20 protein-coding genes are annotated in these 23,503 nt (G+C 72.8%); 10 read left to right on the forward strand and 10 right to left on the reverse strand.

From position 1 onward, the window contains the following. The first annotated feature begins 37 nt into the window (after window positions 1-37). The gene (locus ACICHK_RS12515; protein WP_406836944.1) at window positions 38-1,420 is read left to right on the forward strand and encodes a cysteine desulfurase/sulfurtransferase TusA family protein; all 1,383 of its coding nucleotides are present in this window, start codon (window positions 38-40) and stop codon (window positions 1,418-1,420) included. Window positions 1,421-1,515: 95 nt separating this feature from the next. Here the strand turns inward: ACICHK_RS12515 and ACICHK_RS12520 are convergent, their stop codons facing one another. Continuing rightward, on the reverse strand, window positions 1,516-2,490 hold the full coding sequence (locus ACICHK_RS12520) for a carbohydrate kinase family protein (RefSeq protein ID WP_151469668.1): 975 nt from the start codon (window positions 2,488-2,490) through the stop codon (window positions 1,516-1,518). 133 nt (window positions 2,491-2,623) lie between these two features. Here ACICHK_RS12520 and ACICHK_RS12525 point away from each other — a divergent pair, with 133 nt between their 5' ends. Next, on the forward strand, window positions 2,624-2,845 hold the full coding sequence (locus tag ACICHK_RS12525; RefSeq protein WP_406836945.1) for a hypothetical protein: 222 nt from the start codon (window positions 2,624-2,626) through the stop codon (window positions 2,843-2,845). Between the two features lie 208 nt (window positions 2,846-3,053). Further along, window positions 3,054-5,177 carry a hypothetical protein gene (locus tag ACICHK_RS12530; protein WP_406836946.1) on the forward strand — a complete coding sequence of 708 codons (2,124 nt, stop codon included), beginning with the start codon at window positions 3,054-3,056 and terminating at the stop codon, window positions 5,175-5,177. Between the two features lie 118 nt (window positions 5,178-5,295). On the opposite strand, the gene erpA is transcribed toward ACICHK_RS12530, so the two are convergent. Then, the gene (erpA, locus tag ACICHK_RS12535) at window positions 5,296-5,652 is read right to left on the reverse strand and encodes an iron-sulfur cluster insertion protein ErpA (protein WP_037623995.1); all 357 of its coding nucleotides are present in this window, start codon (window positions 5,650-5,652) and stop codon (window positions 5,296-5,298) included. A 336-nt stretch (window positions 5,653-5,988) separates the two neighbouring features. On the opposite strand from erpA, the gene nadA reads away from it, so the two are divergent. Further along, entirely contained in the window at window positions 5,989-7,173 is a 1,185-nt protein-coding gene (nadA, locus tag ACICHK_RS12540; protein WP_151469666.1) for a quinolinate synthase NadA, read from the forward strand. A 141-nt stretch (window positions 7,174-7,314) separates the two neighbouring features. Here nadA and ACICHK_RS12545 read toward each other — a convergent pair whose 3' ends face one another. The 5 genes from ACICHK_RS12545 to ACICHK_RS12565 form a co-directional block, all read right to left on the reverse strand. Continuing rightward, a complete protein-coding gene (locus ACICHK_RS12545) occupies window positions 7,315-10,458 on the reverse strand; it encodes an efflux RND transporter permease subunit (RefSeq protein WP_406836947.1) in 3,144 nt (1,047 codons plus the stop codon). A 155-nt stretch (window positions 10,459-10,613) separates the two neighbouring features. Beyond that, a complete protein-coding gene (locus ACICHK_RS12550; RefSeq protein WP_406836948.1) occupies window positions 10,614-11,291 on the reverse strand; it encodes a response regulator in 678 nt (225 codons plus the stop codon). Next, entirely contained in the window at window positions 11,288-12,598 is a 1,311-nt protein-coding gene (locus tag ACICHK_RS12555; protein ID WP_406836949.1) for a sensor histidine kinase, read from the reverse strand. Before ACICHK_RS12555 ends, ACICHK_RS12550 begins: the two co-directional genes overlap by 4 nt. 643 nt (window positions 12,599-13,241) lie before the next feature. Beyond that, complete coding sequence (gene pspAA, locus ACICHK_RS12560; protein ID WP_406836950.1) at window positions 13,242-13,520, reverse strand: PspA-associated protein PspAA; 279 nt, start codon at window positions 13,518-13,520, stop codon at window positions 13,242-13,244. 28 nt (window positions 13,521-13,548) lie between these two features. Further along, window positions 13,549-14,343 (reverse strand): PspA/IM30 family protein, encoded by a 795-nt coding sequence (locus tag ACICHK_RS12565; RefSeq protein ID WP_406841206.1) that lies wholly within the window; start codon window positions 14,341-14,343, stop codon window positions 13,549-13,551. Between the two features lie 246 nt (window positions 14,344-14,589). On the opposite strand from ACICHK_RS12565, the gene ACICHK_RS12570 reads away from it, so the two are divergent. Both ACICHK_RS12570 and ACICHK_RS12575 read left to right on the forward strand, forming a co-directional pair. After that, window positions 14,590-15,216: a DUF3043 domain-containing protein gene (locus tag ACICHK_RS12570; protein ID WP_406836951.1), complete on the forward strand. Its 627-nt coding sequence runs from the start codon at window positions 14,590-14,592 to the stop codon at window positions 15,214-15,216. A gap of 83 nt (window positions 15,217-15,299) precedes the next feature. Continuing rightward, complete coding sequence (locus tag ACICHK_RS12575) at window positions 15,300-16,001, forward strand: class I SAM-dependent methyltransferase (protein WP_406836952.1); 702 nt, start codon at window positions 15,300-15,302, stop codon at window positions 15,999-16,001. 118 nt (window positions 16,002-16,119) lie between these two features. On the opposite strand, the gene ACICHK_RS12580 is transcribed toward ACICHK_RS12575, so the two are convergent. Further along, window positions 16,120-16,332 (reverse strand): hypothetical protein, encoded by a 213-nt coding sequence (locus tag ACICHK_RS12580; protein ID WP_151469660.1) that lies wholly within the window; start codon window positions 16,330-16,332, stop codon window positions 16,120-16,122. 113 nt (window positions 16,333-16,445) lie between these two features. Here ACICHK_RS12580 and ACICHK_RS12585 point away from each other — a divergent pair, with 113 nt between their 5' ends. Beyond that, window positions 16,446-17,645 carry a bifunctional adenosylcobinamide kinase/adenosylcobinamide-phosphate guanylyltransferase gene (locus ACICHK_RS12585; RefSeq protein WP_406836953.1) on the forward strand — a complete coding sequence of 400 codons (1,200 nt, stop codon included), beginning with the start codon at window positions 16,446-16,448 and terminating at the stop codon, window positions 17,643-17,645. A 90-nt stretch (window positions 17,646-17,735) separates the two neighbouring features. On the opposite strand, the gene ACICHK_RS12590 is transcribed toward ACICHK_RS12585, so the two are convergent. Further along, a complete protein-coding gene (locus ACICHK_RS12590) occupies window positions 17,736-18,803 on the reverse strand; it encodes a class I SAM-dependent methyltransferase (RefSeq protein ID WP_406836954.1) in 1,068 nt (355 codons plus the stop codon). A 122-nt stretch (window positions 18,804-18,925) separates the two neighbouring features. Here ACICHK_RS12590 and cobT point away from each other — a divergent pair, with 122 nt between their 5' ends. The 3 genes from cobT (at window position 18,926) to ACICHK_RS12605 (ending at window position 22,788) form a co-directional block, all read left to right on the forward strand. Then, a complete protein-coding gene (gene cobT, locus ACICHK_RS12595; protein WP_406836955.1) occupies window positions 18,926-20,044 on the forward strand; it encodes a nicotinate-nucleotide--dimethylbenzimidazole phosphoribosyltransferase in 1,119 nt (372 codons plus the stop codon). Window positions 20,045-20,246: 202 nt separating this feature from the next. Next, a complete protein-coding gene (locus ACICHK_RS12600; RefSeq protein WP_406836956.1) occupies window positions 20,247-22,064 on the forward strand; it encodes a phosphatidylglycerol lysyltransferase domain-containing protein in 1,818 nt (605 codons plus the stop codon). Between the two features lie 22 nt (window positions 22,065-22,086). Further along, window positions 22,087-22,788 carry a hypothetical protein gene (locus ACICHK_RS12605; protein ID WP_406836957.1) on the forward strand — a complete coding sequence of 234 codons (702 nt, stop codon included), beginning with the start codon at window positions 22,087-22,089 and terminating at the stop codon, window positions 22,786-22,788. On the opposite strand, the gene ACICHK_RS12610 is transcribed toward ACICHK_RS12605, so the two are convergent. Then, a complete protein-coding gene (locus tag ACICHK_RS12610) occupies window positions 22,725-23,492 on the reverse strand; it encodes a hypothetical protein (protein WP_406836958.1) in 768 nt (255 codons plus the stop codon). The genes ACICHK_RS12605 and ACICHK_RS12610 overlap by 64 nt on opposite strands. Between the last annotated feature and the right edge of the window lie 11 nt (window positions 23,493-23,503).

The raw sequence follows: 23,503 nt of genomic DNA on the forward strand, positions 1-23,503 counted from the left end.
GCTTCTGACGCCCTCTTGGGCGGGCTAGCGTGGTGGCGTGTCCTACTTCGACGCCGCGTCCGCGGCCCCGCTGCACCCCGTCGCCCGGCAGGCCCTGCAGGCCTCGTTCGACGAGGGGTGGGCCGATCCCGCCCGTCTCTACCGCGAGGGAAGGAGGGCCCGGCTGCTCCTCGACGCGGCGCGCGAGGCGGCGGCCGAGGCGGTGGGCTGCCGTCCCGACGAACTGGTCTTCACCACCTCCGGCACCCGCGCGGTGCACTCCGGGATCGAGGGTGCCCTGGCGGGCCGGCGGCGCGTCGGACACCACCTGATCGTGTCAGCCGTCGAACACTCTTCGGTGCTCCATTCGGCAGACCTCCACGAGGCGTCGGGCGGTGCGGTGACCCGCGTCCGGGTGGACCGCGCCGGAAGGGTGTCCCCTTCCTCCTACGCCGAGGCCCTGGGTCCCGGCACCGCACTGGCCTGCCTCCAGTCCGCCAACCACGAGGTGGGCACGGAGCAACCGGTGGCCGAGGTGGCACGGATGTGCCGGGAGGCGGGGGTGCCCCTGCTGGTGGACGCGGCCCAGTCGCTGGGCTGGGGCCGAGTGGAGGGTGATTGGTCCCTGCTGACGGCAAGTGCCCACAAATGGGGTGGCCCCGCGGGCGTCGGACTGCTCGTCGTGCGCAAAGGGGTGCGGTTCGCGCCCCAAGGGCCCGCGGACGAGCGGGAGTCGGGGCGGGCGGCCGGGTTCGAGAACGTTCCGGCGATCGTCGCCGCGGCGGCTTCGCTGCGCGCCGTCCAGGCGGAGGCGGTGCAGGAGGCGGCACGCCTGCGCGAACTGACGGAGCGGATCCGGGCGCGGGTGCCGGTGCTGGTGCCGGACGTCGAGGTGGTCGGTGACGCGGTCCACCGGCTCCCGGGCATCGTCACCTTCTCCTGTCTCTACGTCGACGGGGAGACCCTGCTGCACGAACTGGACCGCGCGGGGTTCTCGGTCTCCTCGGGCTCGTCCTGCACGAGCAGCACCCTGACTCCCAGCCATGTCCTGAAGGCCATGGGTGTCCTGAGCGAGGGCAATGTGCGGGTGTCACTGCCGCCCGGCACCGGGGAGGAGGACGTCGAGCGCTTCCTGTCGGTCCTCCCGGGCACGGTCTCGGGGGTCCGCGAGAAGCTGGGAGCGCCGACGGCGGTGACGAAGGTGCCCGCGTCCGCCGACGCGCTGGTGGTCGACGCGCTGGGCAGGCGCTGCCCGATCCCCGTCATCGAGCTGGCCAAGGTGATCGGGGACGTGCCCGTCGGCGGCACGGTCCGGGTCCTGTCCGACGACGAGGCGGCCCGTCTCGACATCCCCGCGTGGTGCGAGATGCGGGGTCAGGAGTACGTCGGGGAGGAGCCGGCGGAGCACGGTTCGGCCTACGTCGTGCGCCGGCTGTCGTAGGACCCGTCCCGGACGCCCCGGCCTTCCCCGGACCGGCCGGGGCCCGCCTCCGTCGGACGGAGGCGGGCCCGGTCGGGTACGCGGGTCCGGCGGGTCTAGGAGAGGTGCGCCCGGACCTCGGTGGCGGCCTCGTCGCCGTAGGCCTTGGTGAAGCGGTCCATGAAGTGGGCGCGGCTCAGCTGGTACTCCTGCGTGCCGACCGTCTCGATGACCAGGGTGGCGAGCATGCAGCCGACCTGGGCGGCGCGCTCCAGGGAGACCCCCCAGGCGAGACCGGAGAGGAAGCCCGCGCGGAACGCGTCACCGACGCCCGTCGGGTCCGCCTTGAGCTCCTCCTCGGGGCAGCCGACCTCGATCGGGTCGTGGCCGACGCGCTCGATGCGGACACCGCGCGAGCCGAGGGTGGTCACCCGGTGGCCGACCTTGGCGAGGATCTCCTCGTCGCTCCAGCCCGTCTTGGACTCGATGAGCCCCTTCTCGTACTCGTTCGAGAACAGGTACGTCGCGCCGTCCAGCAGTATCCGGATCTCGTCGCCGTTCATGCGCGCGATCTGCTGCGAGAAGTCGGCGGCGAACGGGATCCCGCGCGAGCGGCACTCCTCGGTGTGGCGGAGCATCCCCTCGGGGTCGTCCGCTCCGATCAGGACGAGGTCGAGACCGCCGACCCGGTCCGCGACGGCCTTGAGCTCGATGAGGCGGGCCTCGCTCATCGCGCCCGTGTAGAAGGAGCCGATCTGGTTGTGGTCGGCGTCCGTGGTGCACACGAAGCGCGCGGTGTGCAGCACCTCGGAGATGCGCACGGAGGCGGTGTCGACGCCGTGCCGGTCCAGCCAGGCGCGGTACTCGTCGAAGTCGGAGCCCGCCGCTCCGACCAGGATCGGGCGGGTACCGAGCTGGCCCATGCCGAACGCGATGTTCGCGCCGACCCCGCCCCGGCGGACATCGAGGTTGTCGACCAGGAAGGAGAGGGAGACCGTGTGCAGCTGATCGGCGACCAGCTGGTCGGCGAAACGGCCGGGGAAGGTCATGAGGTGGTCGGTGGCGATGGAGCCGGTGACTGCGATACGCACGGCTAGGACACGCTCCTGCGAGGGGAGGGGATTGACAGTTAACGCTACCGGGTCCGCACGCGACCCCTGAAGGGCCAAAACTACCCGATAGTAGATCTTTCTTCGTGACGGTGACGGTGCTTACGGTTCCGGTATGACGAACCTCAAAGTCCATGGCTCCGCTCCGCTCGGCCCGGTCGGCGACCTGGAGGACGATCTGGCGTCGCTGCGCGGCGACTGCGCCCGGATGGCCGGTCACTGGTCGGCCCCCGCACCGGTCCCGCCCCTCCACGTCTCCCCCTCCCTCATCCACGGGGTGACCGTTCCGCCCGCCTCGGCGCGGCTGCTGGACGCGATGTCCGACTACGGCGACTGACCTGCGGCACCCGGACGGTGCCGCCGTACGGGTGAGAGCCCCGGCGGCGCCGGACGGGTGAAACGGAGTGCGCCCGCAGGGAACCGTGCGCTCCCCCGCTGCGTCCCATCGCTGTCCCCGGTGAAGGGGATGCGCCATACGACCCAGGAGTGCCCGTCATCGACAGGGCCGGGTCATGGGACAGCAGTGGAGCCGAAGGAGCGATGCGGTGAGCACCGAGCGACCCGACAACGACGCGACCGATCCCGCCAAGGGTCACGCCGAGGGTCCCGCCGAGGAGGCGCCCGGGACCGCTGCCGCGGCTGCCCCGGAGGACACCGCCGCGGGGCCCTCCGGGGACCGGACCGAGGACACCGCCGAGGAGCGGGCCGAGGATCCCGCCGGAGACCGGATCGAGGACCCCGCCGGGGAGGCGCCCGAGTCCGCCGCCGCCGACTCGGGCGAGGGTCCCGCCGGGGACCGGGCCGAGGACGCGGTCGCGGAACCCGTCCGCGGCGAGGCGGAGGACTCCGCCGAGAACCACGCCGAGGGTCCCGCCGAGGAGCGGGCCGACGTTCCCGCCGAGGGGGCGGCCGACGGAACGGTGGAGGGTGCCGCCGACGCGGCCGCTCCCGGCACGCACGACACCGTCGCGGGCTCCGGCGGGGAAGCGGGCGCGAGCTCCGGCGAGGGTTCGTCCGATTCCCCTGCCGCCCCTGCCGTCTCCGAGGGTCCCGTCGGCGCGGGTGCCCCGGAAGGGGCCGACGGGAGCGGTGACGGCGGTCCCGGGGAGGAGTCCGGGGAAGCGCACCCCGAAGTCGCCGTCCTGGGGGCCGGCCCGGGGCCCGTCGAGGGTGACGGGGCAGGTGGGGGCCGGCGGCGGCACAGCCCGGTGCTCCTCGCCTCGGTCGTCGCCGCCGTGCTGCTCGTCGGGGGCGGCGGCGCGTACGTGGCCTCGACGGCGTCCGGCAGCGCCCGTTCCGCCGCGCCCGGCGCCGAGGACACCGCCCCGCCGCGGCTGGTCCTCGACGGCTACACCGCGAGCACCGGGGGCACGGGCGGTACGGCCGGCATCGCGCCCGGCGAGCCCGACCCCTACGGCACGACCTACCACGCGAAGGGCGCACTCCCCTCCGGTCCGGGCTCGGCGCACGTGCGGTGGGCCGAGGGCAGGGTGACCCGGGCCGAGGTGACCCGGCTCGCGAAGGCCCTGGGCCTGGCGGGCACGCCCCGGCTCGCCGGGGACGCCTGGACGGTCGGCTCCGTCAAGGACGGAACCGAGCCGAATCTGCGGGTCACCGCGGACGCGCCGGGGACCTGGACCTTCGCCTCCGCCCTGCCGGGAGGGGACAACTGCGTCAAGGTCACGACGTGCGCGCCCGGCGACTCCGGCTCCCCCGCCGGTTCCGCGCAGGACCCGGTGAGCGAGGCGACGGCGAGGAAGGCGGCCGCGCCCGTGCTGAAAGCGGTCGGCCAGGACGGCGCGAAGCTGGACGCGAGCCAGCTGATGGGCCGGGTGCGGGTGGTGAACGCCGATCCGGTGGTGGGCGGACTGCCCACCTACGGGTGGACGACCGGCCTGCGGATCGGCGCGTCCGGTCATGTCGTCGGCGGCAGCGGCCAGTTGAAGACGACGGTGGAGGGCGACGCGTACCCGGTCGTCGGCGCGCGGAAGACGCTGGACGAGATGAACGGGTCGGCGGCGGCGGGCGGCGACCGGCGCATGGGCATCGGCGGCTGCGCCAGCCCCGTACCGCTGAAGGACCGGGACGAGATGCCGTGCGAGCACCCCTCCCCGGCGGAGCCGCAGTCGGTGACGGTGGAGAAGGCCACCTTCGGACTGGCGGCCCAGCGCGCGAACGGGCGCCAGGCGCTGGTGCCGTCCTGGCTGTTCGAGGTGCGGTCACCGGGCGCGCGGGACACGTACACCGTGACGCGTCCGGCGGTCGATCCGGCGTTCCTGGCCTCGCCGCAGTCCCCGGCGGCGCCGAGCACGGAGCCGACGGTGCCGGTGCCGTCCGGGCAGGTGTCGCCGCCGGCCGCCGCGCACGGCGTCGCCGTCCAGGGCTACACGGCCGACGGCAGGGACCTGAAGGTCTACTTCACGGGTGGTGTGTGCGCCGACTACACCGTCTCGGCCCACGAGACCTCCGACAAGGTCACCGTCACCGTGACGGAGAAGCCCTGGAAGAACAAGGTCTGCATCATGATCGCCAAGATCTACGAGAGGACCGTGCGCCTGGACGCGCCGCTCGGCGACCGTGAGGTCGTGGGCAGCGACGGCGAGGCGATCCACCACGGACGCTTCGGCGTCCCCGAGACCTCCACGGCGACATCGGCGGACCCGCGCTAGCGGAGGGCCGGCCCCGGACACGCGAAGGCGGCGTCCCCCTGCAGGGGGACGCCGCCTTCGTCCGTACTCCGCGCGCACTCGCCTTCGCCACGAGCCGTGGCCCCGGCGCCGGGGCGGACTAGCTGAAGGAGTCGCCGCAGGCGCAGGAGCCCGTCGCGTTCGGGTTGTCGATCGTGAAGCCCTGCTTCTCGATGGTGTCGACGAAGTCGATCGAGGCGCCGCCCAGGTACGGGGCGCTCATGCGGTCGGTGACGACCTTCACACCGTCGAAGTCCTTCACGACGTCGCCGTCGAGCGAGCGCTCGTCGAAGAAGAGCTGGTACCGCAGGCCGGAGCAGCCGCCGGGCTGAACGGCGACGCGCAGCGCCAGGTCCTCGCGGCCTTCCTGGTCGAGCAGGGCCTTGACCTTGGCCGCGGCGGCGTCGGACAGGATGATGCCGTCGTTCACGGTGGTGGTCTCGTCCGATACGGACATCTGCTTCTCTCCCGGGTTGTACGGAGACTGCTTGCCGCAGGTTGCAACCGGCGGGGCCGCGGATTCATTCCGGGCCGAGCTCATGTCTTCTGCCTTCTCTCTTCATGCTCGCACATGCGCCCGCGCACGAACACCGGCCTGTGGACAACCGCACGGACACCCGGATGTCACCCGCCGGAGAGGCGACCGGGATTCACGTCACATGGACGCTATGGCCATCGTCAACGTGACGTGAAGCGGTTATGATAGATAGCGTCAAAGAGACGAAAAGGCATCGTACCGCCGGACCGCTCCCACCGGAGCCCGGCGACCCGCAGAACAGAAAGGGTGCGTGTCGTGACCACCGCCCAGACCCAGGAGCTCGACGTACAGCCGACGCCCCTCGCCCTGCTGCTGCTCGGCCGCCAGGCCGACCCGAAGAGCGAGCGGGGCGTCGAGTGCCCCGGCGACCTGCCCTCGCCGTCCGACCCGGACCTGGTCGAGCGCGCGCGGGCGGCCAAGGAGAAGCTCGGCGACAAGGTCTTCGTGCTCGGCCACCACTACCAGCGCGACGAGGTCATCCAGTTCGCTGACGTCACGGGTGACTCCTTCAAGCTGGCCCGTGACGCGGCGGCCCGTCCGGAGGCCGAGTACATCGTCTTCTGCGGCGTGCACTTCATGGCCGAGTCCGCCGACATCCTCACCGGCGACGCCCAGAAGGTCGTCCTGCCGGACCTCGCCGCGGGCTGCTCGATGGCCGACATGGCCACCGCCGAGCAGGTCGCCGAGTGCTGGGACGTCCTGACCGAGGCCGGCATCGCCGAGCGGGTCGTGCCCGTCTCGTACATGAACTCCTCCGCGGACATCAAGGCGTTCACCGGCAAGCACGGCGGCACGATCTGCACGTCGTCGAACGCCCAGCGGGCCCTGGAGTGGGCCTTCGAGCAGGGTTCGCAGGTGCTGTTCCTGCCCGACCAGCACCTCGGCCGCAACACCGCCGTCCGCGACATGGGCATGTCCCTGGACGACTGCGTGGTCTACAACCCGCACAAGCCGAACGGCGGGCTGACCGTCGAGGAGCTGCGCGGCGCGAAGATGATCCTGTGGCGCGGTCACTGCTCGGTGCACGGCCGCTTCAGCGTGGACTCGGTGAACGACGTGCGCGAGCGCATACCGGGCGTCAACGTCCTCGTGCACCCCGAGTGCAAGCACGAGGTCGTCGCGGCGGCGGACTACGTCGGCTCCACGGAGTACATCATCAAGGCCCTGGAGGCCGCCCCGGCCGGCTCGAAGTGGGCGATCGGCACGGAGCTGAACCTCGTACGGCGGCTGGCGAACCGGTTCGCGCCCGAGGGCAAGGAGATCGTCTTCCTCGACAAGACGGTCTGCTTCTGCTCGACGATGAACCGCATCGACCTGCCCCACCTGGTGTGGACCCTGGAGTCCCTCGCCGAGGGCAACCTCGTCAACCGCATCGAGGTCGACAAGGAGACCGAGGCGTTCGCGAAGCTGGCGCTGGAGCGGATGCTGGCGCTGCCGTAGCCGCCGCCCCGCCGTACGCGACATCGAAGAGGCGTCCCTCGCTCCGAGGGACGCCTCTTCGCCGTTCCGGGGGCCCGGAAAGCGCACGGCCCCCGTCCCGGCGTGTGGACGCCGGGACGGGGGCCGCTTCCTGGAACCGGATCAGACTCCGGCCGGCTCCGGGGACTTGTCCTCGTCGCCGACGGCACCGGTGTCGGGGCCCGCGCCGGCGCCGGACTTCGCCTCACGCTTCGCCGCCCGCTTCCCGGCCCGGCGCTCCTTGCGCAGTTCGAGCATCGCGTAGAGCGTCGGGACGAGCAGCAGCGTCAGCAGCGTCGACGTGATGAGGCCGCCGATCACGACCACCGCGAGCGGCTGCGCGATGAAGCCGCCCTCACCGGTGACGCCCAGCGCCATCGGCAGCAGCGCGAAGATCGTCGCCAGTGCCGTCATCAGGATCGGGCGGAGCCGGTGCCGGCCACCCTCGATCACGGCCTCGACCACGCCGTGGCCCTGCGCCCGGTACTGGTTGACGAGGTCGATCAGCACGATCGCGTTCGTCACCACGATGCCGATGAGCATCAGCATGCCGATCATCGCGGGGACACCCATCGGGGTGCCCGTGACGACGAGCAGGCCGATCGCGCCGGTCGCCGCGAACGGGATCGACACGAGCAGGATCAGCGGCTGGACCAGCGAACGGAACGTCGCCACCAGCAGCATGAAGACGATCGCGATCGCCGCGAGCATCGCCAGGCCCAGGTTCTTGAACGCGTCGTCCTGGTCCGAGGAGACACCGCCGATCGACGCCGTGGCGCCGGCGGGCAGCTTCAGCTTCTTGAGCTTCGCCGTGAGGTCCGCGCTGACCGCGCCGGTGTTGTCGCCGGCCGGCTTGGCGGTGATCGTGGCGGCGCGCTGCCCGTCGATCCGGGTCATCGAGACCGGTCCGTCGACCAGCTCCACGTCCGCGATGTCGCCGAGCTTCACCGCGCCGAGCCGCAGCGCGCGCAGCTCCGCGATCGTGGTGACCGGCTTCGCGGACCTGATGACGACGTCACGCTCGGCGTCGTCCAGGACCGCCTTGCCGGCGGTCGTGCCGCGGACCGCCTGGGTGACGGCCGCACCGAGGGTCGCGTCGTCGAAACCGGCCGCCGCGGCCTTGGAGTCGGCCCGCACCGAGATGCGCGGCACGCTCTGGGAGAGGTCGCTGCTGACGTCGGTGACGTCGTCGAGCCTGTCGACCTCGGCCTGGACCTGGCCGGCCGCCTTGCGCAGCACGTCCGCGTCCGCCGCCTTCACGACGACCTTGAGGTCCTGGCTGCCGAAGGCGTCGCCGGCCGCGACCGTGGTGGTGCCGAGACCGGAGAGCTCGCCGAGCCCCTTCTCGATGCGCTTCTGGACGTCCTTCGAGGACGCGGAGTCCTCCAGCATGACCTGGTACGACGCCTGGTTGGTGTCCGTGCCGCCGCCGAAGGCCGCCATGAAGCCGGAGGAACCGATGGTGACCTGGTAGTCCTTGACGCCCTCGACGCCGTCGAGCAGCTTCTCGATCTTCTTCGCCTGCGCGTCGGTCGCGGCCAGGCTGGTACCCGGCTTCAGCGCCTGCTTGACGGTGAGGACCTCCTGCTCGCCCTGGTCGAAGAAGTTCGTCTTCAGCAGGGGCGCCATGCCGAACGTGCCGACGAGGACCACGGCCGCGATCAGCAGGCTGGTCAGCCGGCGACGGGTCGCGAAGCGCAGGACGGGGACGTAGAGACGCTGGAGGCGGCTGTTCTCCTCCTTCTCCTCGGCCTTGCGACGGGCCTCCTCGGCGTCCGCCGGGGTGCCCTTGGGTGCGCGCAGGAACCAGTACGAGAGCACGGGGACGACCGTCAGCGAGACGAGCAGGGACGCGAGGAGCGCCGCCGTGACCGTCAGGCTGAAGGAGCCGAACAGCTCGCCGACCATGCCGCCGGTGAGCCCGATCGGCAGGAAGACGGCGACCGTGGTGAGCGTCGAGGAGGTGACCGCCCCGGCCACCTCGCGCACCGCGGTGAGGATCGCCTCCTGGCGCTCCTCACCGTACCCGAGGTGCCGCTTGATGTTCTCCAGGACGACGATCGAGTCGTCGACGACCCGGCCGATCGCGATGGTGAGCGCGCCCAGCGTCAGCATGTTGAGCGACAGGTCACGGGTCCACAGCACGATCAGGGCCAGCACCACGGACAGCGGGATGGACACCGCGGTGACCAGCGTCGAGCGGACCGACGCCAGGAAGAGCAGGATGACCAGGACCGCGAAGAGCAGACCGAGGGCGCCCTCGGTGGTCAGCCCGTGGATGGACTTGGAGACCGCGGGGCCCTGGTCGCTGACGACGGTGATCGCCGATCCCTTGCCCAGGTCGGCCCGCAGGCCGGGCAGCTTGTCCTTGACCGCGTCGGAGATGGCGACGGCGCTGCCGTCGTGGGCCATGGTGACGGTCACGGCGAGGCTCGGGCGGCCGTCGGTGCGCGTGATGGAGTCGGCCGCGGCCTGCGTCTGCGCGACGGTGGCGACGCTTCCGAGGCGCACCGGCTTCTTGCCGGGCGCTCCGGTGACCATCAGGTCCTGGATCTGGCGCAGCGAGGTGAAGCCGCCGCCGACCCGCACGGTGCGGTTGCTGCCAGCCTCGTCGAAGGAACCGGCCGGGACGGTCGCGCCGCCCGCCTGGAGCGCCTGGCCGAGGGCGGCCGGGGTGAGGCCGGCCTTCGCCAGCTTCCCGTCGTCGGGGGTGACGGTGACCTGGAGGTCCCGCACGCCGGCGACGTCGACCCGGCCGACGCCGTCGATGCCCTCGAGGGCGGGGACGACGGTGCGGTCGAGCCGGTCGGCGAGCGCCTGCTGGTCCTGGCCGGAGGTGACGGCGAGGACGACGGTCGGCATGTCGTCGGTCGAACCGGCGATGACCTGCGGGTCGACCGAGTCCGGCAGCTGGGCGCGGGCCCGGTTGACGGCCTGCTGGACGTCGGCGACGAGCTGCTTGGTGTCGTTGCCGTAGTCGAAGGACGCCATGATCACGGCGTTGCCCTCGCTCGCGGTGGAGGTGACACCGGTGATGCCGTCGACGGCCTGGAGGCTGTTCTCGACGGGCTCGACGACCTGCTTCTCGACCACGTCGGGAGACGCACCCTGGTACGGCGCGAGCACCGACACCATGGGCAGTTCGATGGTGGGCAGCAACTGCTGCTTGAGCTGGGGGATCGCTATCGCCCCGAAGACGAGCGCGATGATCGACATCAGCCCTATGAGGGCCCGTTGCGCGAGGCTGAATCTGGACAGCCAGGACATGGGTGGTGGGTCTCTCTTCCGTGGTTCGAGCGGAACGCGGGGGACGGGGAACCCCCCACGCCACACCCTGGGCCATGGACGGGCGGTGATCCGTAACCCCTGAGTCCATTTCCTGGCCCGGGACCTACTCCAGGCGCAGTACGCACAGGTGACGCTCAGTCCACCCTCGGGCGGACCAGCCCCGACTCGTACGCGATGACCACCAGCTGGGCCCGGTCGCGGGCGCCGAGCTTGGCCATGGCCCGGTTGACGTGCGTCTTCACCGTGAGCGGACTCACTTCGAGGCGCTCGGCGATCTCGTCGTTGGAGTGCCCGGCGGCGACCTGGACGAGCACCTCGCGCTCGCGCCCGGTGAGCGCGTCGAGCCGCTCGGAGCGGCCGGCACCGGGCCCGTCGTCGTCACCCTGCGCGAGGAACCGGGCGATGAGGCCCTTGGTCGCCGCCGGGGACAGCAGCGCCTCGCCGCCCGCGGCGACGCGGATGGCGTTCAGCAGTTCCTCGGGCTCAGCTCCCTTGCCGAGGAACCCGGACGCCCCGGCCCGCAGCGACTGCACCACGTACTCGTCGACCTCGAAGGTCGTCAGCATCACGACCCGCACGTGCGCGAGAGCCGGGTCGGCGGTGATCATCCGGGTGGCGGCGAGGCCGTCGGTGCCCGGCATCCTGATGTCCATCAGCACCACGTCGGCCCGCTCGTCCCGGGTCACCGCCACGGCCTGGGCGCCGTCGGAGGCCTCTCCCACGACCTCCATGTCGGGCTCCGAGTCGACGAGCACGCGAAAGGCGCTGCGCAGCAGCGCCTGGTCGTCGGCGAGCACGACACGGATCGTCATACGGGGTCTCCCAGGGCCGGCGCGTGGTTCTTGACCGGAAGGATCGCATGGACGCGGAACCCGCCTCCGTAGCGGGGACCGGCCGTGCAGCTCCCGCCGATCGCGGTGACGCGCTCGCGCATGCCGAGCAGTCCGTGGCCGCCGCCCTCCTGCGGTCCGGCGTCCTGCCCCGGACCGTGCCCGTACTCCGGACCGTGCCCGTACTCCGGGCCGTCCTCCGGTCCCGGGCCGTCCTCCGGTCCGGGACCGGTGTCCCGTCCCGGGCCGTTGTCGAGGACCGTCACCTCCACCACCGGCCCGACGCGGACGACGCTGACCTCGGCCTTCGCTCCCGGGCCCGCGTGCTTGCGCACATTGGTCAGGGCCTCCTGGATCACCCGGTACGCGACGAGGTCGGCGGCCGCGGGCAGCACCGTGCCGGAGTCGGAGCGGGCCACCTCGACGGGGAGCCCCGCGTTGCGGAAGGTGTCCGCAAGCTCGTCGAGCCGGGCCAGCCCGGGGGCGGGCTCGGTCGGGGCCTCGGGGTCGCCGGACTGGCGCAGCAGCCCCACGGTGGCGCGCAGTTCGTTCAGCGCGGACCGGCTGGCCTCCCGTACGTGGGCGAGCGCCTCCTTGGCCTGGTCGGGGCGCTTGTCCATGACGTGGGCCGCGACTCCGGCCTGCACGTTGACGAGGGCGATGTGGTGGGCGACGACGTCGTGCAGGTCGCGGGCGATCCGCAGCCGCTCCTCGGCGACGCGGCGGCGCGCCTCCTCCTCGCGGGTGCGTTCGGCCCGCAGCGCGCGTTCCTTGATCGCGTGCACGAAGGCGCGCCGGCTGCGGACGGCGTCGCCGGCCGCCGCGGCCATCCCGGTCCACGCGAAGACGCCGAGGTTGTCCTGGGCGTACCAGGGCAGCGGACCGGCGAGCATGGCGACCGCCGTCAGGACCGTCATGGTGAGGAGGCCGACGCGCCAGGTCGTGGGGCGGTCGGTGGACGAGGCCACGGTGTAGAGGGCGACGACGGCGGACATGGCCACCGGGGCGCGGGGGTCGGCGGTCACCAGTTCCACCAGGGAGACGGCGACGGTCGCCGCGAGGACCTTCATCGGGGCGCGGCGGCGGAAGACCAGGACCGCGGCCGCGAGGACCATCAGGGCGAGGCTGAGCACGTCCGGGGTGCGGGCGCTCCAGGTCGTACCGTCGGAGCCGTGCGGATCGACGAAGGACCCGGCCACCATGGCGACGAGGACGCCGGCCGCGACGGCGGCGTCCAGGGCGAGGCGGTGGTCCCGCAGCCAGTCCCTCATGCGCTCCAGGGTGCTCATCCGGTCCACGGTACGGGGCCCTGCCGGGCTCGGAACCGGGTGGTACGGCACGACTGTGCGGGGCCGCCTCCCGGCGGGGGGCACGGGGGTGACTGCGTCCCGGTGTCGCGCCCGGCAAGACGGTCCCCGGTGGAACCGACACCTTGGAGCCACGCTCGGAACGCGCGAAGAACGCGACGCGGTCCGGCCCTCGTCCGGCACCGGTGCCACCGGCACGGGGGCCCTGCCGGGCTCGGGGCGGGCGGTGCGGCACGGGTGTGCGGGGCCGCCTCCTGCGGGGCGTGGGCCGGTGCCGCGTCCCGGGGGGACGCGATCGAGGAGCGGGCGGCCGGGCCGGGCCCTCCCGGCGGGTGCGAGTCCCCGGTGCGAAGTCCTGCCGGGCTCGGGGGCGGGTGGTGCGGGGACGGCTGCGCGCGGGGTGGTGCCTCGTCCGGGGGCGTGCTCGAGGTGTGGGGGCCGGGTCGTGACCTCCCCCACGGGTGCGGGGCCCGGGTGCGAAGTCCTGCCGTGCTCGGGGGTGGGTGGTGGCGGTTTCGGGCCGCTCGCTCGTTGTCGCGGCGGCCGGCCGCGTACTTCCCCGGGGCGCGGTGTCCGGGCTTCCGGGGCGTGGGCCCGGAAGCGCGGGAACCGTGCAGGTGCGGCGTCAGCCGGGGATCAGGCCGTCGTCGCTCAGCATCTCGCGGACCTCTTCGAGCGTGGCGTCCGGAGACGGGAGGATCAGCTCCGACGGCTCCAGCGAGTCGTCGGGAAGCGGCGTCCCGGCAGCGCGCACCGCGTCCAGGAGGGCTCCCAGGGTGCGGCGGAAGCCGGCCTCGTCGCCCTTCTCCACCTCGGTGAGCAGTTCGTCGTCCAGCTTGTTCAGGGTGGTGAGCCGGCCGTCGTCCAGCCTCACCTGCCCCTCCCCCATGATCCGTACGATCATGTCGCCTCCTCGGGCCCGGGCCCGTCGGTCACTGCTTGTCGAAGCGCGGGGTGTCCTGGGTCTGCGACGGCTGGGCCTGGCCCGTGCCGCCCTCGATCGCCTGCTGCTGCGCCGAGGAGCCGCCGGCCAGCTCGGCCTTCATGCGCTGCAGCTCCAGCTCCACGTCCGAACCGCCGGAGATGCGGTCCAGCTCGCTCTGGATGTCGTCCTTCGCCAGCCCGGACGGGTCGTCGAGGGCTCCGGAGGCGAGCAGCTCGTCGATCGCGCCGGCCCGCGCCTGGAGCTGCGCGGTCTTGTCCTCGGCGCGCTGGATGGCGAGCCCCACGTCGCCCATCTCCTCGGAGATGCCGGTGAAGGCCTCGCCGATCCGGGTCTGGGCCTGGGCCGCCGTGTACGTCGCCTTGATCGTCTCCTTCTTCGTGCGGAAGGCGTCGACCTTGGCCTGCAGACGCTGGGCGGCGAGGGTGAGCTTCTCCTCCTCGCCCTGCAGGGTCTGGTGCTGCGTCTCCAGGTCGGTGACCTGCTGCTGGAGCGCGGCGCGGCGCGACAGCGCCTCACGGGCGAGGTCCTCGCGGCCGAGCGCGAGGGCCTTGCGGCCCTGGTCCTCCAGCTTGGAGGACTGGTTCTGGAGCTGGTTCAGCTGCAGTTCGAGGCGCTTGCGGCTGGTCGCCACGTCGGCGACACCGCGCCGGACCTTCTGGAGCAGCTCCAGCTGCTTCTGGTAGGAGTAATCGAGGGTCTCGCGCGGGTCCTCGGCCCGGTCAAGGGCCTTGTTCGCCTTCGCGCGGAAGATCATCCCCATACGCTTCATGACACCGCTCATGGGCTTCGCGCGCCCCCTTCTGACGGACTCCAGCTCCAGGTTCTGCAACAGGACCCACAGTACGGGCCCCGCATCCATTACCGCACTGTTCGGGGACGGATGCGCTCATCCCCAAGGACGACTGCGCCCGCCACCGCTCCGGCGTAAGGAGTAGGTGGCACCCGGGGTGCACCCCTGAGCGACGTCCCCACTGTCCCCCTACAGACGCGCGGTGTTGCCGGATCGTTCCCCACTCGGCGGACGTCCATGCTCGCGGACCCCGTACCCTTGGGTTTTGTGTTCCGTAGCCGTGCGAAGGATGAGAAGGCCCCCGCCGACAAGGCGCCGGTGACCCTCTCCAAAGAGACCCGTGATCCGCAGGCCCCCAAGGGCCGCCCCACGCCCAAGCGCAGTGAGGCCCAGACCCAGCGCCGCAGCGTCGCCCAGACGCCGACGACGCGCAAGGAGGCGGCCAAGCGCCAGCGCGACGACCGCCGCGCGGCGATGGAGCGCCAGCGCCAGGCGCTGGCCAGTGGTGACGAGCGCTATCTGCCCGTGCGCGACAAGGGCAAGGTGCGCCGGTTCGCGCGCGACTACGTGGACTCGCGGCTCTGCATCGCCGAGCTCTTCCTGCCGCTGGCCGTGATCATCCTCATGCTGAGCGTGGTCCCGTCCGCCGTCCTCAAGAACGTCGCCCTGCTGCTCTGGCTGGTCGTCATCGTGATGATCGTGGTCGACTCGGTCGTCATCGCGATCCGCCTGAGGAAGCAGCTCAACACGCGCTTCCCGGACGAGAACACCAAGGGTGCGGTCCGTTACGCGCTGATGCGCACGCTCCAGATGCGTCGACTCCGGCTGCCGAAGCCGCAGGTCAAGCGCGGAGAGCGGCCCTGAGCACCACGTCGTTCTCCGGGGGCGCGGCGGATGCCTGGCTGAGCAGGCTGGGCGGGCTGCGGGATGTCGTACGACAGGAACTGGTGGCCCGGCAGCTCGACGAGCAGATAGCCGGGCGGTATCCGGTGGGGCAGCGCCTGCGGGTGCTGGACGTCGGGGCGGGCCAGGGCACGCAGGCCCTGCGCCTCGCGCGGGCCGGTCATCAGGTGACCGCGCTGGAGCGGGACGCCACGATGATGTCCGTGGTCCGTGAGGCGCTGGCCGCCGAGCCCGAGGGCATCCGGAGCCGGGTGCGCCTCATCGAGGGCGACGGGCACGAGACCGGTGTGCACTTCCTGCCGGGCAGCTTCGACGTGGTGCTGTGCCACGGCGTCCTGATGTACGTCGAGGAGCCGGACGCCCTGGTGGCGGGGCTGGCGCGGATGCTGGCCCCGGGCGGGCTGCTCTCGCTGCTGGTGCGCAACGCGGACGCGCTGGCCATGCGGCCCGGGATCGGCGGGGACTGGACGGCGGCGCTGGCCTCGTTCGACACGACCGCGTACACCAACCGGCTCGGCCTCGACGTCCGCGCCGACCGGCTCGACACGCTGACCGCCACGCTCGCCGGGATCGGTGCTCCGCTGCACGCCTGGTACGGGGTGCGCGTCTTCACGGACACGGCGTCCGACGGCGCGCCGGTGCCGCCGGACGTGGAGACGCTGCTGGCCGCGGAGGAGCGGGCCGGCCGGACGGACCCCTACCGCCAGGTGGCGGCCCTTCTGCATCTGTGCGGCGTACGGGGCTGACGCCCGGCCGCCGCACGCCCGGACCGCCCCGGGCCGCCGGACCGCCGATGTCGCCCGCACGGGTGCCGTGGCGGGCGGCGACGGGTTGCCGGGGCGAGCCCCGGCAACCCCTGCCGGCCTACTCCGACTCGGCGTGCAGGCTCATCGGGCCGTAAATCTGCGTGCCGTCCTCGAAGAGGAAGACCTGGTCCGCGCCGCCCGCCACAAGGTCCTTCCACACCTCACCGATCCAGGACTCGGCATCGCCCTGGGTGGTGAACTCCTCGGGCTGCACCGCGGGTTCGACCTCTGTCCCGTCGGACTTCTCGAACCGCCACGTCCATGCCGCCATGTACGCCTCCAAGGTGTGAGCACACTGCACAGCGGAAGCCGGACAAGATCCGTCTCCCGTCCGAAGCCTAGCCGGACGCGCAAGACGTGCGGGGACACGGAAAAATCGGCGGCGTGGAACTGACTCTGCTCGGCACCGGTGCCCCCGCGGGCCTGCCCCGCCCCGAATGTCCCTGCGCCGCCTGCGCGACCGCGCTCGGCGAGAGGGCGCGGGCGGCCACCGCGCTGCTCGTGGACGGAACGCTGCTGCTCGACCTCACCCCCGGCGCCGCGTTCGCGGCGGCCCGCGCCGGGCACTCACTGGGCGGCGTACGGCAGGTACTGCTCTCCCATCCGCACGACGGACCCGCGCTGGAGGTGCCGGCCGGGCTGCCCCAGCCCGGCCGGGTGCCCGACGGGCGGGAGTTGGCGCTGCTGACGGGTCACCGGGTGCGGGCGGTGCCGATGGACGCGCCCGGCACGGGGTACGCGGTGACCGGTCCGGCCGGGCAGCGGTTGCTGTACCTGCCGCCGGGCGCGGCACCGGCGGGCCTGGACGAGAACGACGGCGCGTACCACATGGTGCTCCTGGACGTGGTGGGACGTCCCGACGCCCTGGCGAGGCTGCGCGCGGCCGGCGCGGTCGACCCGACGACGGACGTGATCGCGGTGCACCTCGACCACGACGTGCCCCCGGGGCCCGAACTGGACAGACGGCTCGCCGCGGCGGGCGCGCGGGCCGTGCCCGACGGGACGACGCTCGACGTGGGCGTCTACGAGGACGTGCCCGACGTACCGCGCCGGACGCTGGTGCTCGGCGGAGCGCGTTCGGGCAAGTCGGTGGAGGCGGAACGGCGGATGGAGTCCTTCCCCGACGTCCTGTACGTCGCCACGGGAGGAACCCGCGGCGGGGACTCCGAATGGGCGCAGCGCGTCAGCGCCCACCGTGAGCGGCGGCCCGGATCCTGGCGGACCGTCGAGACCTGTGACCTGGTTCCCCTCCTCGCGGAGGAAGGACCGCCCCTGCTCGTCGACTGTCTCTCGCTGTGGCTGACGGACGCCATGGACGCGGTGAACGCCTGGGACGACGCCGAGTGGTCCGGGGGCGGCGAGCGTGCCCTGCGCGCCCGCGTGGAGGAACTGGTCGCCGCGGTCCGGGGGACCCGCCGCACGCTTGTCGCCGTCTCCAACGAGGTCGGCTCGGGCATCGTGCCGGCCACCGCGTCCGGGCGCCGCTACCGCGACGAACTCGGGCGGCTGAACGCGGCGTTCGCCGGGGAGTGCGAGCACGTGCTGCTGGTGGTGGCGGGACAGGCCCTGGCGCTGCGGGGGTGAATCCGGGCCCGCTCCCCGCCGGTGCGCCGCGGGCCGCCGGACGCGGGGCGGGCGGGACGCGGGTGCCGGTGCGGGGCGTGGAGCGAGGGCTCAGGTCTCCTTGCGGGCGACGACGCGGTACGCGTTCGAGAAGCGGGTGCGGCACAGCAGGGGGGCCAGGAGCCGGTCCAGTGCGGCGGTCGAGGCGAGGAGCGGGGCGGACGCCCGGCCGAGGGCCAGCCGCGCGGTGCGCTGGAGGGGGGTCGGCGGCGCCGGACGCCAGGGGGCGTCGGGACCGGGGAGGGCGCGCCCGAGTGCCAGGGCGAGGGCACCGGAGAGGTCGTGGGGGACGTGCGGTTCGCGCCGGTCCGTCGCGACGACCGCGCAGCCGAGGGACTCGAGTTCGCCGAGCAGGTTGGACAGCGGCATGAGGTGCAGATGGCGCGGCTGGCCGTACGCGGGCCACCACTTGCCGAGCAGCGCGCCGAACGGGCAGTCGGGGTCGGGCACTTCGGCCAGGAGGTGTCCGCCGGGTCTCAGCACCTGCAGCGCGGCACGCAGTTCCTCGCGCGGTTCGGGCGTGTGCTCCAGGTGGTGGAACATGCTCACCACGTCGTAGCGGGCGCGCAGCCGCTCACCGATCACCGGATCGGTGAGCCGTCCGACGTGTGCCTCCTCCACGCGCCCCGCCGCCCGCGCCCTCTCCACGCGCCGCGTCGCGTCGAGGCCGTCGAAGGAGGTGTACGGGTGGACCTCCTTGGCCGCCGCCGGGAAGCGACCGTGTCCGGTGCCGACGTCGAGCCAGCTCTCCGGCTCCGCGAAGGGCAGCAGGGCGCGGGCCGCCGCGCGGTGGCGTCCGGCTCCGCCGGGGGCGTCGAGGAGCCGTTCGGCGAGGCCGTCGTGGGCGTCCTCGCCCGGGTCCCGGTGGTAGAAGGCCAGCCCCTCGGGGGTGAGCCGGGGGTTCTGGAAGGCGTGGGCGCAGTCCCCGCATTCGTCGACGACGAAGGTTCCCGGCTTGCGCTGCCGCAGGTCCGGCGTCCGCAGCCGGGTGCGCAGGCGCTTCGAGCCGCACCAGGGGCAGTCGGCCCGGCGCGGTTCGTGGAACCGGGCGGTGCCCTGGGCGAGATCCGCCGCGTAGGCGGCGCGGCGTTCGGCGGTCGGCTGCGGTGCGGGCGGCATGGAGGCTCCTGTCGGGGACGAGCAGTATGACAATCCGACACAAACGGTACGTAGGTGAAGAGGATCCGGAGTGCAACGACGTGGCGCGGACGTGTTCGATCAGTGCCGGTACTGTTCGGCGAATGAGCTCGCTTAATCTCGACGACTTCACCGATCTGATCGAGCGTCCCGACGGAGGCGTACGCCGTGACGCCGAGGCGCACCGGGAGCGCCGGATCGTTCCGCCCGGGGCGCTGGGCCGCCTGGACGACCTGGGTGAATGGCTGGCGGCGGCGCAGTCCGCGGTGCCGGTACGGCCGATCGAGCACCCGCGTGCCGTGCTGTTCGCGGGCGACCACGGGGTCGCCGCCCTCGACGTGTCGGCACGCCCCGCGGGCGGTGCCGGCCGGCTGGTGCGGGCGGTCCTGGAGGGCGCGAGCCCCGCGTCGGTGCTGGCCCGGGGGTTCGGCGTGCCGGTGCGCGTGGTCGACATGTCGCTGGAGGCCGATCCCGGAGGGCTGCCCGACGAGGTCGTACGGCACCGGGTCCGGAGCGGTTCGGGGCGGATCGACGTCGAGGACGCGATGACCCTGGAGGAGGCGGAGGCCGCGTTCCGGGCCGGCATGGCCGTCGCGGACGAGGAGGCCGACTCCGGCACGGATCTGGTGGTGCTCGGCGACATCAGCGTGGGCGGGACCACGGCGGCGGCCGTCCTGGTCGCGGCGCTGTGCGGGACCGACGCGTCCGTCGTGACCGGGCGGGGCGGACAGCCCATCGACGACCTGGCGTGGATGCGCAAGTGCGCCGCGGTGCGCGACGCCCTGCGGCGGGCCCGGCCGGTGCTCGGGGATCAGCTGCAGCTGCTCGCGACGGTGGGCGGGGCCGATCTGACGGCGACGACCGGCTTCCTGCTGCAGAGCGCGGTGCGGAAGATGCCGGTGATCCTCGACGGGGTCGTGTCGGCCGCGTGCGCGCTGGTCGGCCAGCGGGTCGCCTTCCGGGCGCCGGACTGGTGGCTGGCGGGGCAGCGCAGCGGGGAGCCGGCGCAGGCGAAGGCGCTGGACCGGATGTCCCTCGAACCGCTGCTCGACCACGGGGTGACGGTGGGCGAGGGGGCGGGGGCGCTGCTCGCGCTGCCGTTGGTGCGGGCCGCTGCGCGTCTTGCGGCGGAGCTGCCGGAGGCTCCCGCTCCGGAGCCGGAGGAAGTCCCGGCCGAGTCCGACGAGCCCGACGCCGAGCCCGGCTCCGATTCCGAGGTGTAGCCCCCGGGGCGGGTTCCGGGCTCGGGTCGGGCGGGCACAGGCTTTTTCGCCCCCTCCGCCCCTACCCGTCCCGTACCCGGGGGCTCCGCCCCCGGACCCCCGCTCCTCAAACGCCGGAGGGGCTGGATCTTGCCGGGGCCGGAACGTTCCCCGGCCCGGGCTGGAACGGTGGTGGGTGTTGTGACCCATATCATCGCGACTCATGGGAGATGCCCGGATTGTCGCTGTTCAGGAACGGGTTCCGGTCCGCCGGGGTGACGGGGACCGGCGGTCCACGGCCGCCTCGCGGCGGTCCGCCGCCTTCGCCGTGTGGTACCTGCGCGCGGTCACGTTCATCAACTTCCTGAGCGCCGCCTGGGTGTCGCTCGGACAGGACGTACGACGGCACAACACCGAGAACTACTTCACGCCCTATCTGCTGACCGCGGGCTTCGCCTCCGGCGTGTTCACGATGTTCCTGGCCACCACGATGCGGCGGCGCAAGCGGGCCGCGTGGATCCTCAACTCCGTGCTCGGCGGGCTGTTCCTGCTGCTGTTCGGCGTCGCGATGGCGTTCCCCGAGATCCGCCAGTACGCGCAGAACTGGGTCTCGCTCGCGCTGACCGCCGCCTTCGTGGGCTCCCTGGCCGTAGGCCGCCGGGAGTTCTACGCCAAGGGCGACCGGTCGAACCCGAAGCTCGCGGCGGCCGTCGCCGTCGGCGGGCTGCTGGCCGCCTCGCTGCTCGCCGCGCTGCTGGTCACCGTCACCAACGACGCGCACGACGCCCACCGTTCGACCTTCCTGGACCGCTGGCGCTACGGCACCCTGCGGCTCGTCTCGGTCGCCGCCGACGACTCCCACTACCCCGGCATCGCGACACCGAACTGGGTCAACGTCTCGATCAACGTGCTCAGCACCCTGCTGGTGCTCGCCGTCCTCTACGCGGCCTTCCGCTCCCGGCGCGCCGTCGACCCGCTCACCGAGGACGACGAGAAGCGGCTGCGCGAACTGCTGGAGCGCAACGGCGACCGGGACTCGCTCGGCTACTTCTCGCTGCGCCGGGAGAAGAGCGTGGTCTGGTCGCCCACCGGCAAGGCGGCGGTGGCGTACCGGGTGGTGGGCGGGGTCTCCCTGGCGAGCGGCGACCCCATCGGCGACCCCGAGGCGTGGCCCGGCGCCATCGAGCCCTGGCTCGCCGAGGCCCGTGAGCACGGCTGGATCCCGGCGGTGATGGGCGCGGGCGAGGAGGCGGGCACGGTCTACTCCCGGCACGGCTTCGACGCCCTGGAGCTGGGCGACGAAGCCCTCGTCGAGACGGCCGAGTTCACCCTCGAGGGGCGGGCCATGCGGACCGTCCGGCAGGCCTACAACCGGGTCGGGCGGGCCGGGTACCGGGTGCGCATCCGGCGGCACGAGGACATCCCGGCCGCCGAGATGGCGTATCTGCTCCGGCGCGCGGACGACTGGCGCGACGGCGCGACCGAACGCGGTTTCAGCATGGCGCTCGGACGGCTCGGCGACCCCGAGGACGGCCGGTGCGTGATGCTCGAATGCACCGACTCCCAAGGCGAGTTGAGGGCGGTGCTGTCCTTCGTGCCGTGGGGCCCGAGCGGGCTCTCCCTCGATCTGATGCGGCGCGACCGCGACGCGGAGAACGGGCTCATGGAGTTCATGGTGATCGAACTCCTGCGGCGCGCCCGGGAGATCGGGATCACCCAGGTCTCGCTCAACTTCGCGATGTTCCGCTCGGTCTTCGAACGTGGGGCGCGTCTCGGCGCGGGTCCGGTGCTGCGGCTGTGGCGGTCGCTGCTCAGCTTCTTCTCCCGCTGGTGGCAGATCGAGTCGCTGTACCGGGCCAACGCCAAGTACCGGCCCATCTGGGAACCGCGGTTCCTGCTCTTCGAGAAGAGCGCGGACCTGCTGCGCATCGGGGTCGCGTCCGCGCGGGCCGAGGGGTTCCTGGAGGCTCCGGGCCTGCCGAAGTGGCTGCACCGCAGGCACCTGGAGTCGCACAGACGGGACCGGCGGGGGCCGGCGTGAGGAGAGCCGTGGGGACGACCGGATGAGCGCACTCGCCCGCTGGGCCCGCGCCGAGTGGGGGCTGCTGTACGCCACCGTGCGCCGGGCCCTGCGGGCGAACGGGTGGCGGGCCGTCCCGATGACGCTCGGCGCGGTGTGTCTGACGGCCGCCCTCCAGTTCGTCCAGAACCAGTCCTGGGGCTACCGGCTGGTGCAGGACACGGGCTCCGTCCGGGCCGAGGACCCGCTGCGGCTCGCCCTGCTGCGCACCCCGCTCTCCTTGTTCGTCCCGGCGCTGGACCTGCCGGTGTGGGGCGCGCTCGCGCAGATCCTGGTCGTCTTCGGGATCGCCGAGATCTGTCTGGGCTGGTGGCGCACGCTCGTGATCGCGTACGTCGCCACACTGGCCGGGACCCTGTACGCCCGCGTCGGCATCGCGCTCGGCCCGCACCGGCCGCTGGGGCTGCCCGGGGCGGACGCGCTGGTCGTCGACACCGGCCCGTCGGCGGCGGTGGTGGGCCTCGCCGTGTTCCTGGGCTGGCGCCACCGGGCGTACGCGACGGCGGGGGTCGTGATCGGGGCCATGGTGACCGAGGTGATCGTCAAGGACAACCTGGCGGGCAAGGAGCACCTGGCGGCGATCGCCGCGGTGCTGGCGTTGTGCGCGCTCTCCGCGGCGCGTCACCGGCGGTCGGACAGGGAGCGGTCGGGCGCCGGGTCGGGTTTGCCGCCGATCCACTCCTGAACCCTGCGGGTCCGGACCGCCCAGCGGCGGTCGTGACGGTAGGCGCGCAGCCTGGACCGGGCGCGGGCGCGCGGCCGGCGCCGGTAGAAGCGCCTGGCCCACGGCGAGGCGGGCTTGGCCAGTCTGACGGCGCCGACGAGGGCGATGAAGGGGACGATCACCCCGAAGACCGCCGTGCGGGCCTTGCCCTTGCTCAGGGCGAGCAGCACGAAGAGGAAGTTCAGGACGATGGTCACGATCGCGCTCGCGCGGTCCTGCGCCTCCTGGTCGCTGACGTCGTTGACGCCGAGCGGCGAGAAGCCGCTGAGCATCAGGCCGAGGAGGGCCGCCGTGATCACCACGACCTCGACGCTCTTGCGCCCGTCCTCGGTCCAGTAGACGTCGTCGAGGTGCAGGATCAGCGCGAACTCGTCGAGCACGAGGCCCGTTCCGACGCCGAACACCACGGCGCTCACGCAGGGCCAGAATCCGTAGCGGCTGCCGGCGACCGCGCCGAAGCCGCCGATCACCGTGAGCACCACCCCGGGCACCACGTGGTGGATGTGCAGATCACCGGCCTTGACGTTGCCGAAGGGGCCCTTGCCGGCACGGATCAGCCGCACGATGACACGGGTGACCACGAAGGTCACGACGAACGAGGCCAGCGCCAGGAACAGGGGGAGCTTCCCCGGCTCGACGAGGTTCCGATACAGCCAATGACCCATATGCGAACTTT

Origin of the sequence: Streptomyces sp. AHU1, assembly GCF_045343905.1 — a bacterium.
In the GTDB taxonomy this organism is placed as follows: domain Bacteria; phylum Actinomycetota; class Actinomycetes; order Streptomycetales; family Streptomycetaceae; genus Streptomyces; species Streptomyces triticiradicis.

What these genes read in the sequence shown, in the direction of transcription:
- ACICHK_RS12600 (WP_406836956.1), top strand. Translation starts at nt 20,247, where the DNA reads ATGGGAGATGCCCGGATTGTCGCTGTTCAGGAACGGGTTCCGGTCCGC.
- ACICHK_RS12525 (WP_406836945.1), top strand. Translation starts at nt 2,624, where the DNA reads ATGACGAACCTCAAAGTCCATGGCTCCGCTCCGCTCGGCCCGGTCGGC.
- ACICHK_RS12590 (WP_406836954.1), bottom strand. Translation starts at nt 18,803, where the DNA reads ATGCCGCCCGCACCGCAGCCGACCGCCGAACGCCGCGCCGCCTACGCG.
- ACICHK_RS12605 (WP_406836957.1), top strand. Translation starts at nt 22,087, where the DNA reads ATGAGCGCACTCGCCCGCTGGGCCCGCGCCGAGTGGGGGCTGCTGTAC.
- pspAA (WP_406836950.1), bottom strand. Translation starts at nt 13,520, where the DNA reads ATGATCGTACGGATCATGGGGGAGGGGCAGGTGAGGCTGGACGACGGC.
- ACICHK_RS12555 (WP_406836949.1), bottom strand. Translation starts at nt 12,598, where the DNA reads ATGAGCACCCTGGAGCGCATGAGGGACTGGCTGCGGGACCACCGCCTC.
- ACICHK_RS12570 (WP_406836951.1), top strand. Translation starts at nt 14,590, where the DNA reads ATGCTCGCGGACCCCGTACCCTTGGGTTTTGTGTTCCGTAGCCGTGCG.
- erpA (WP_037623995.1), bottom strand. Translation starts at nt 5,652, where the DNA reads ATGTCCGTATCGGACGAGACCACCACCGTGAACGACGGCATCATCCTG.
- cobT (WP_406836955.1), top strand. Translation starts at nt 18,926, where the DNA reads ATGAGCTCGCTTAATCTCGACGACTTCACCGATCTGATCGAGCGTCCC.
- ACICHK_RS12610 (WP_406836958.1), bottom strand. Translation starts at nt 23,492, where the DNA reads ATGGGTCATTGGCTGTATCGGAACCTCGTCGAGCCGGGGAAGCTCCCC.
- ACICHK_RS12550 (WP_406836948.1), bottom strand. Translation starts at nt 11,291, where the DNA reads ATGACGATCCGTGTCGTGCTCGCCGACGACCAGGCGCTGCTGCGCAGC.
- ACICHK_RS12565 (WP_406841206.1), bottom strand. Translation starts at nt 14,343, where the DNA reads ATGAGCGGTGTCATGAAGCGTATGGGGATGATCTTCCGCGCGAAGGCG.
- ACICHK_RS12545 (WP_406836947.1), bottom strand. Translation starts at nt 10,458, where the DNA reads ATGTCCTGGCTGTCCAGATTCAGCCTCGCGCAACGGGCCCTCATAGGG.
- ACICHK_RS12580 (WP_151469660.1), bottom strand. Translation starts at nt 16,332, where the DNA reads ATGGCGGCATGGACGTGGCGGTTCGAGAAGTCCGACGGGACAGAGGTC.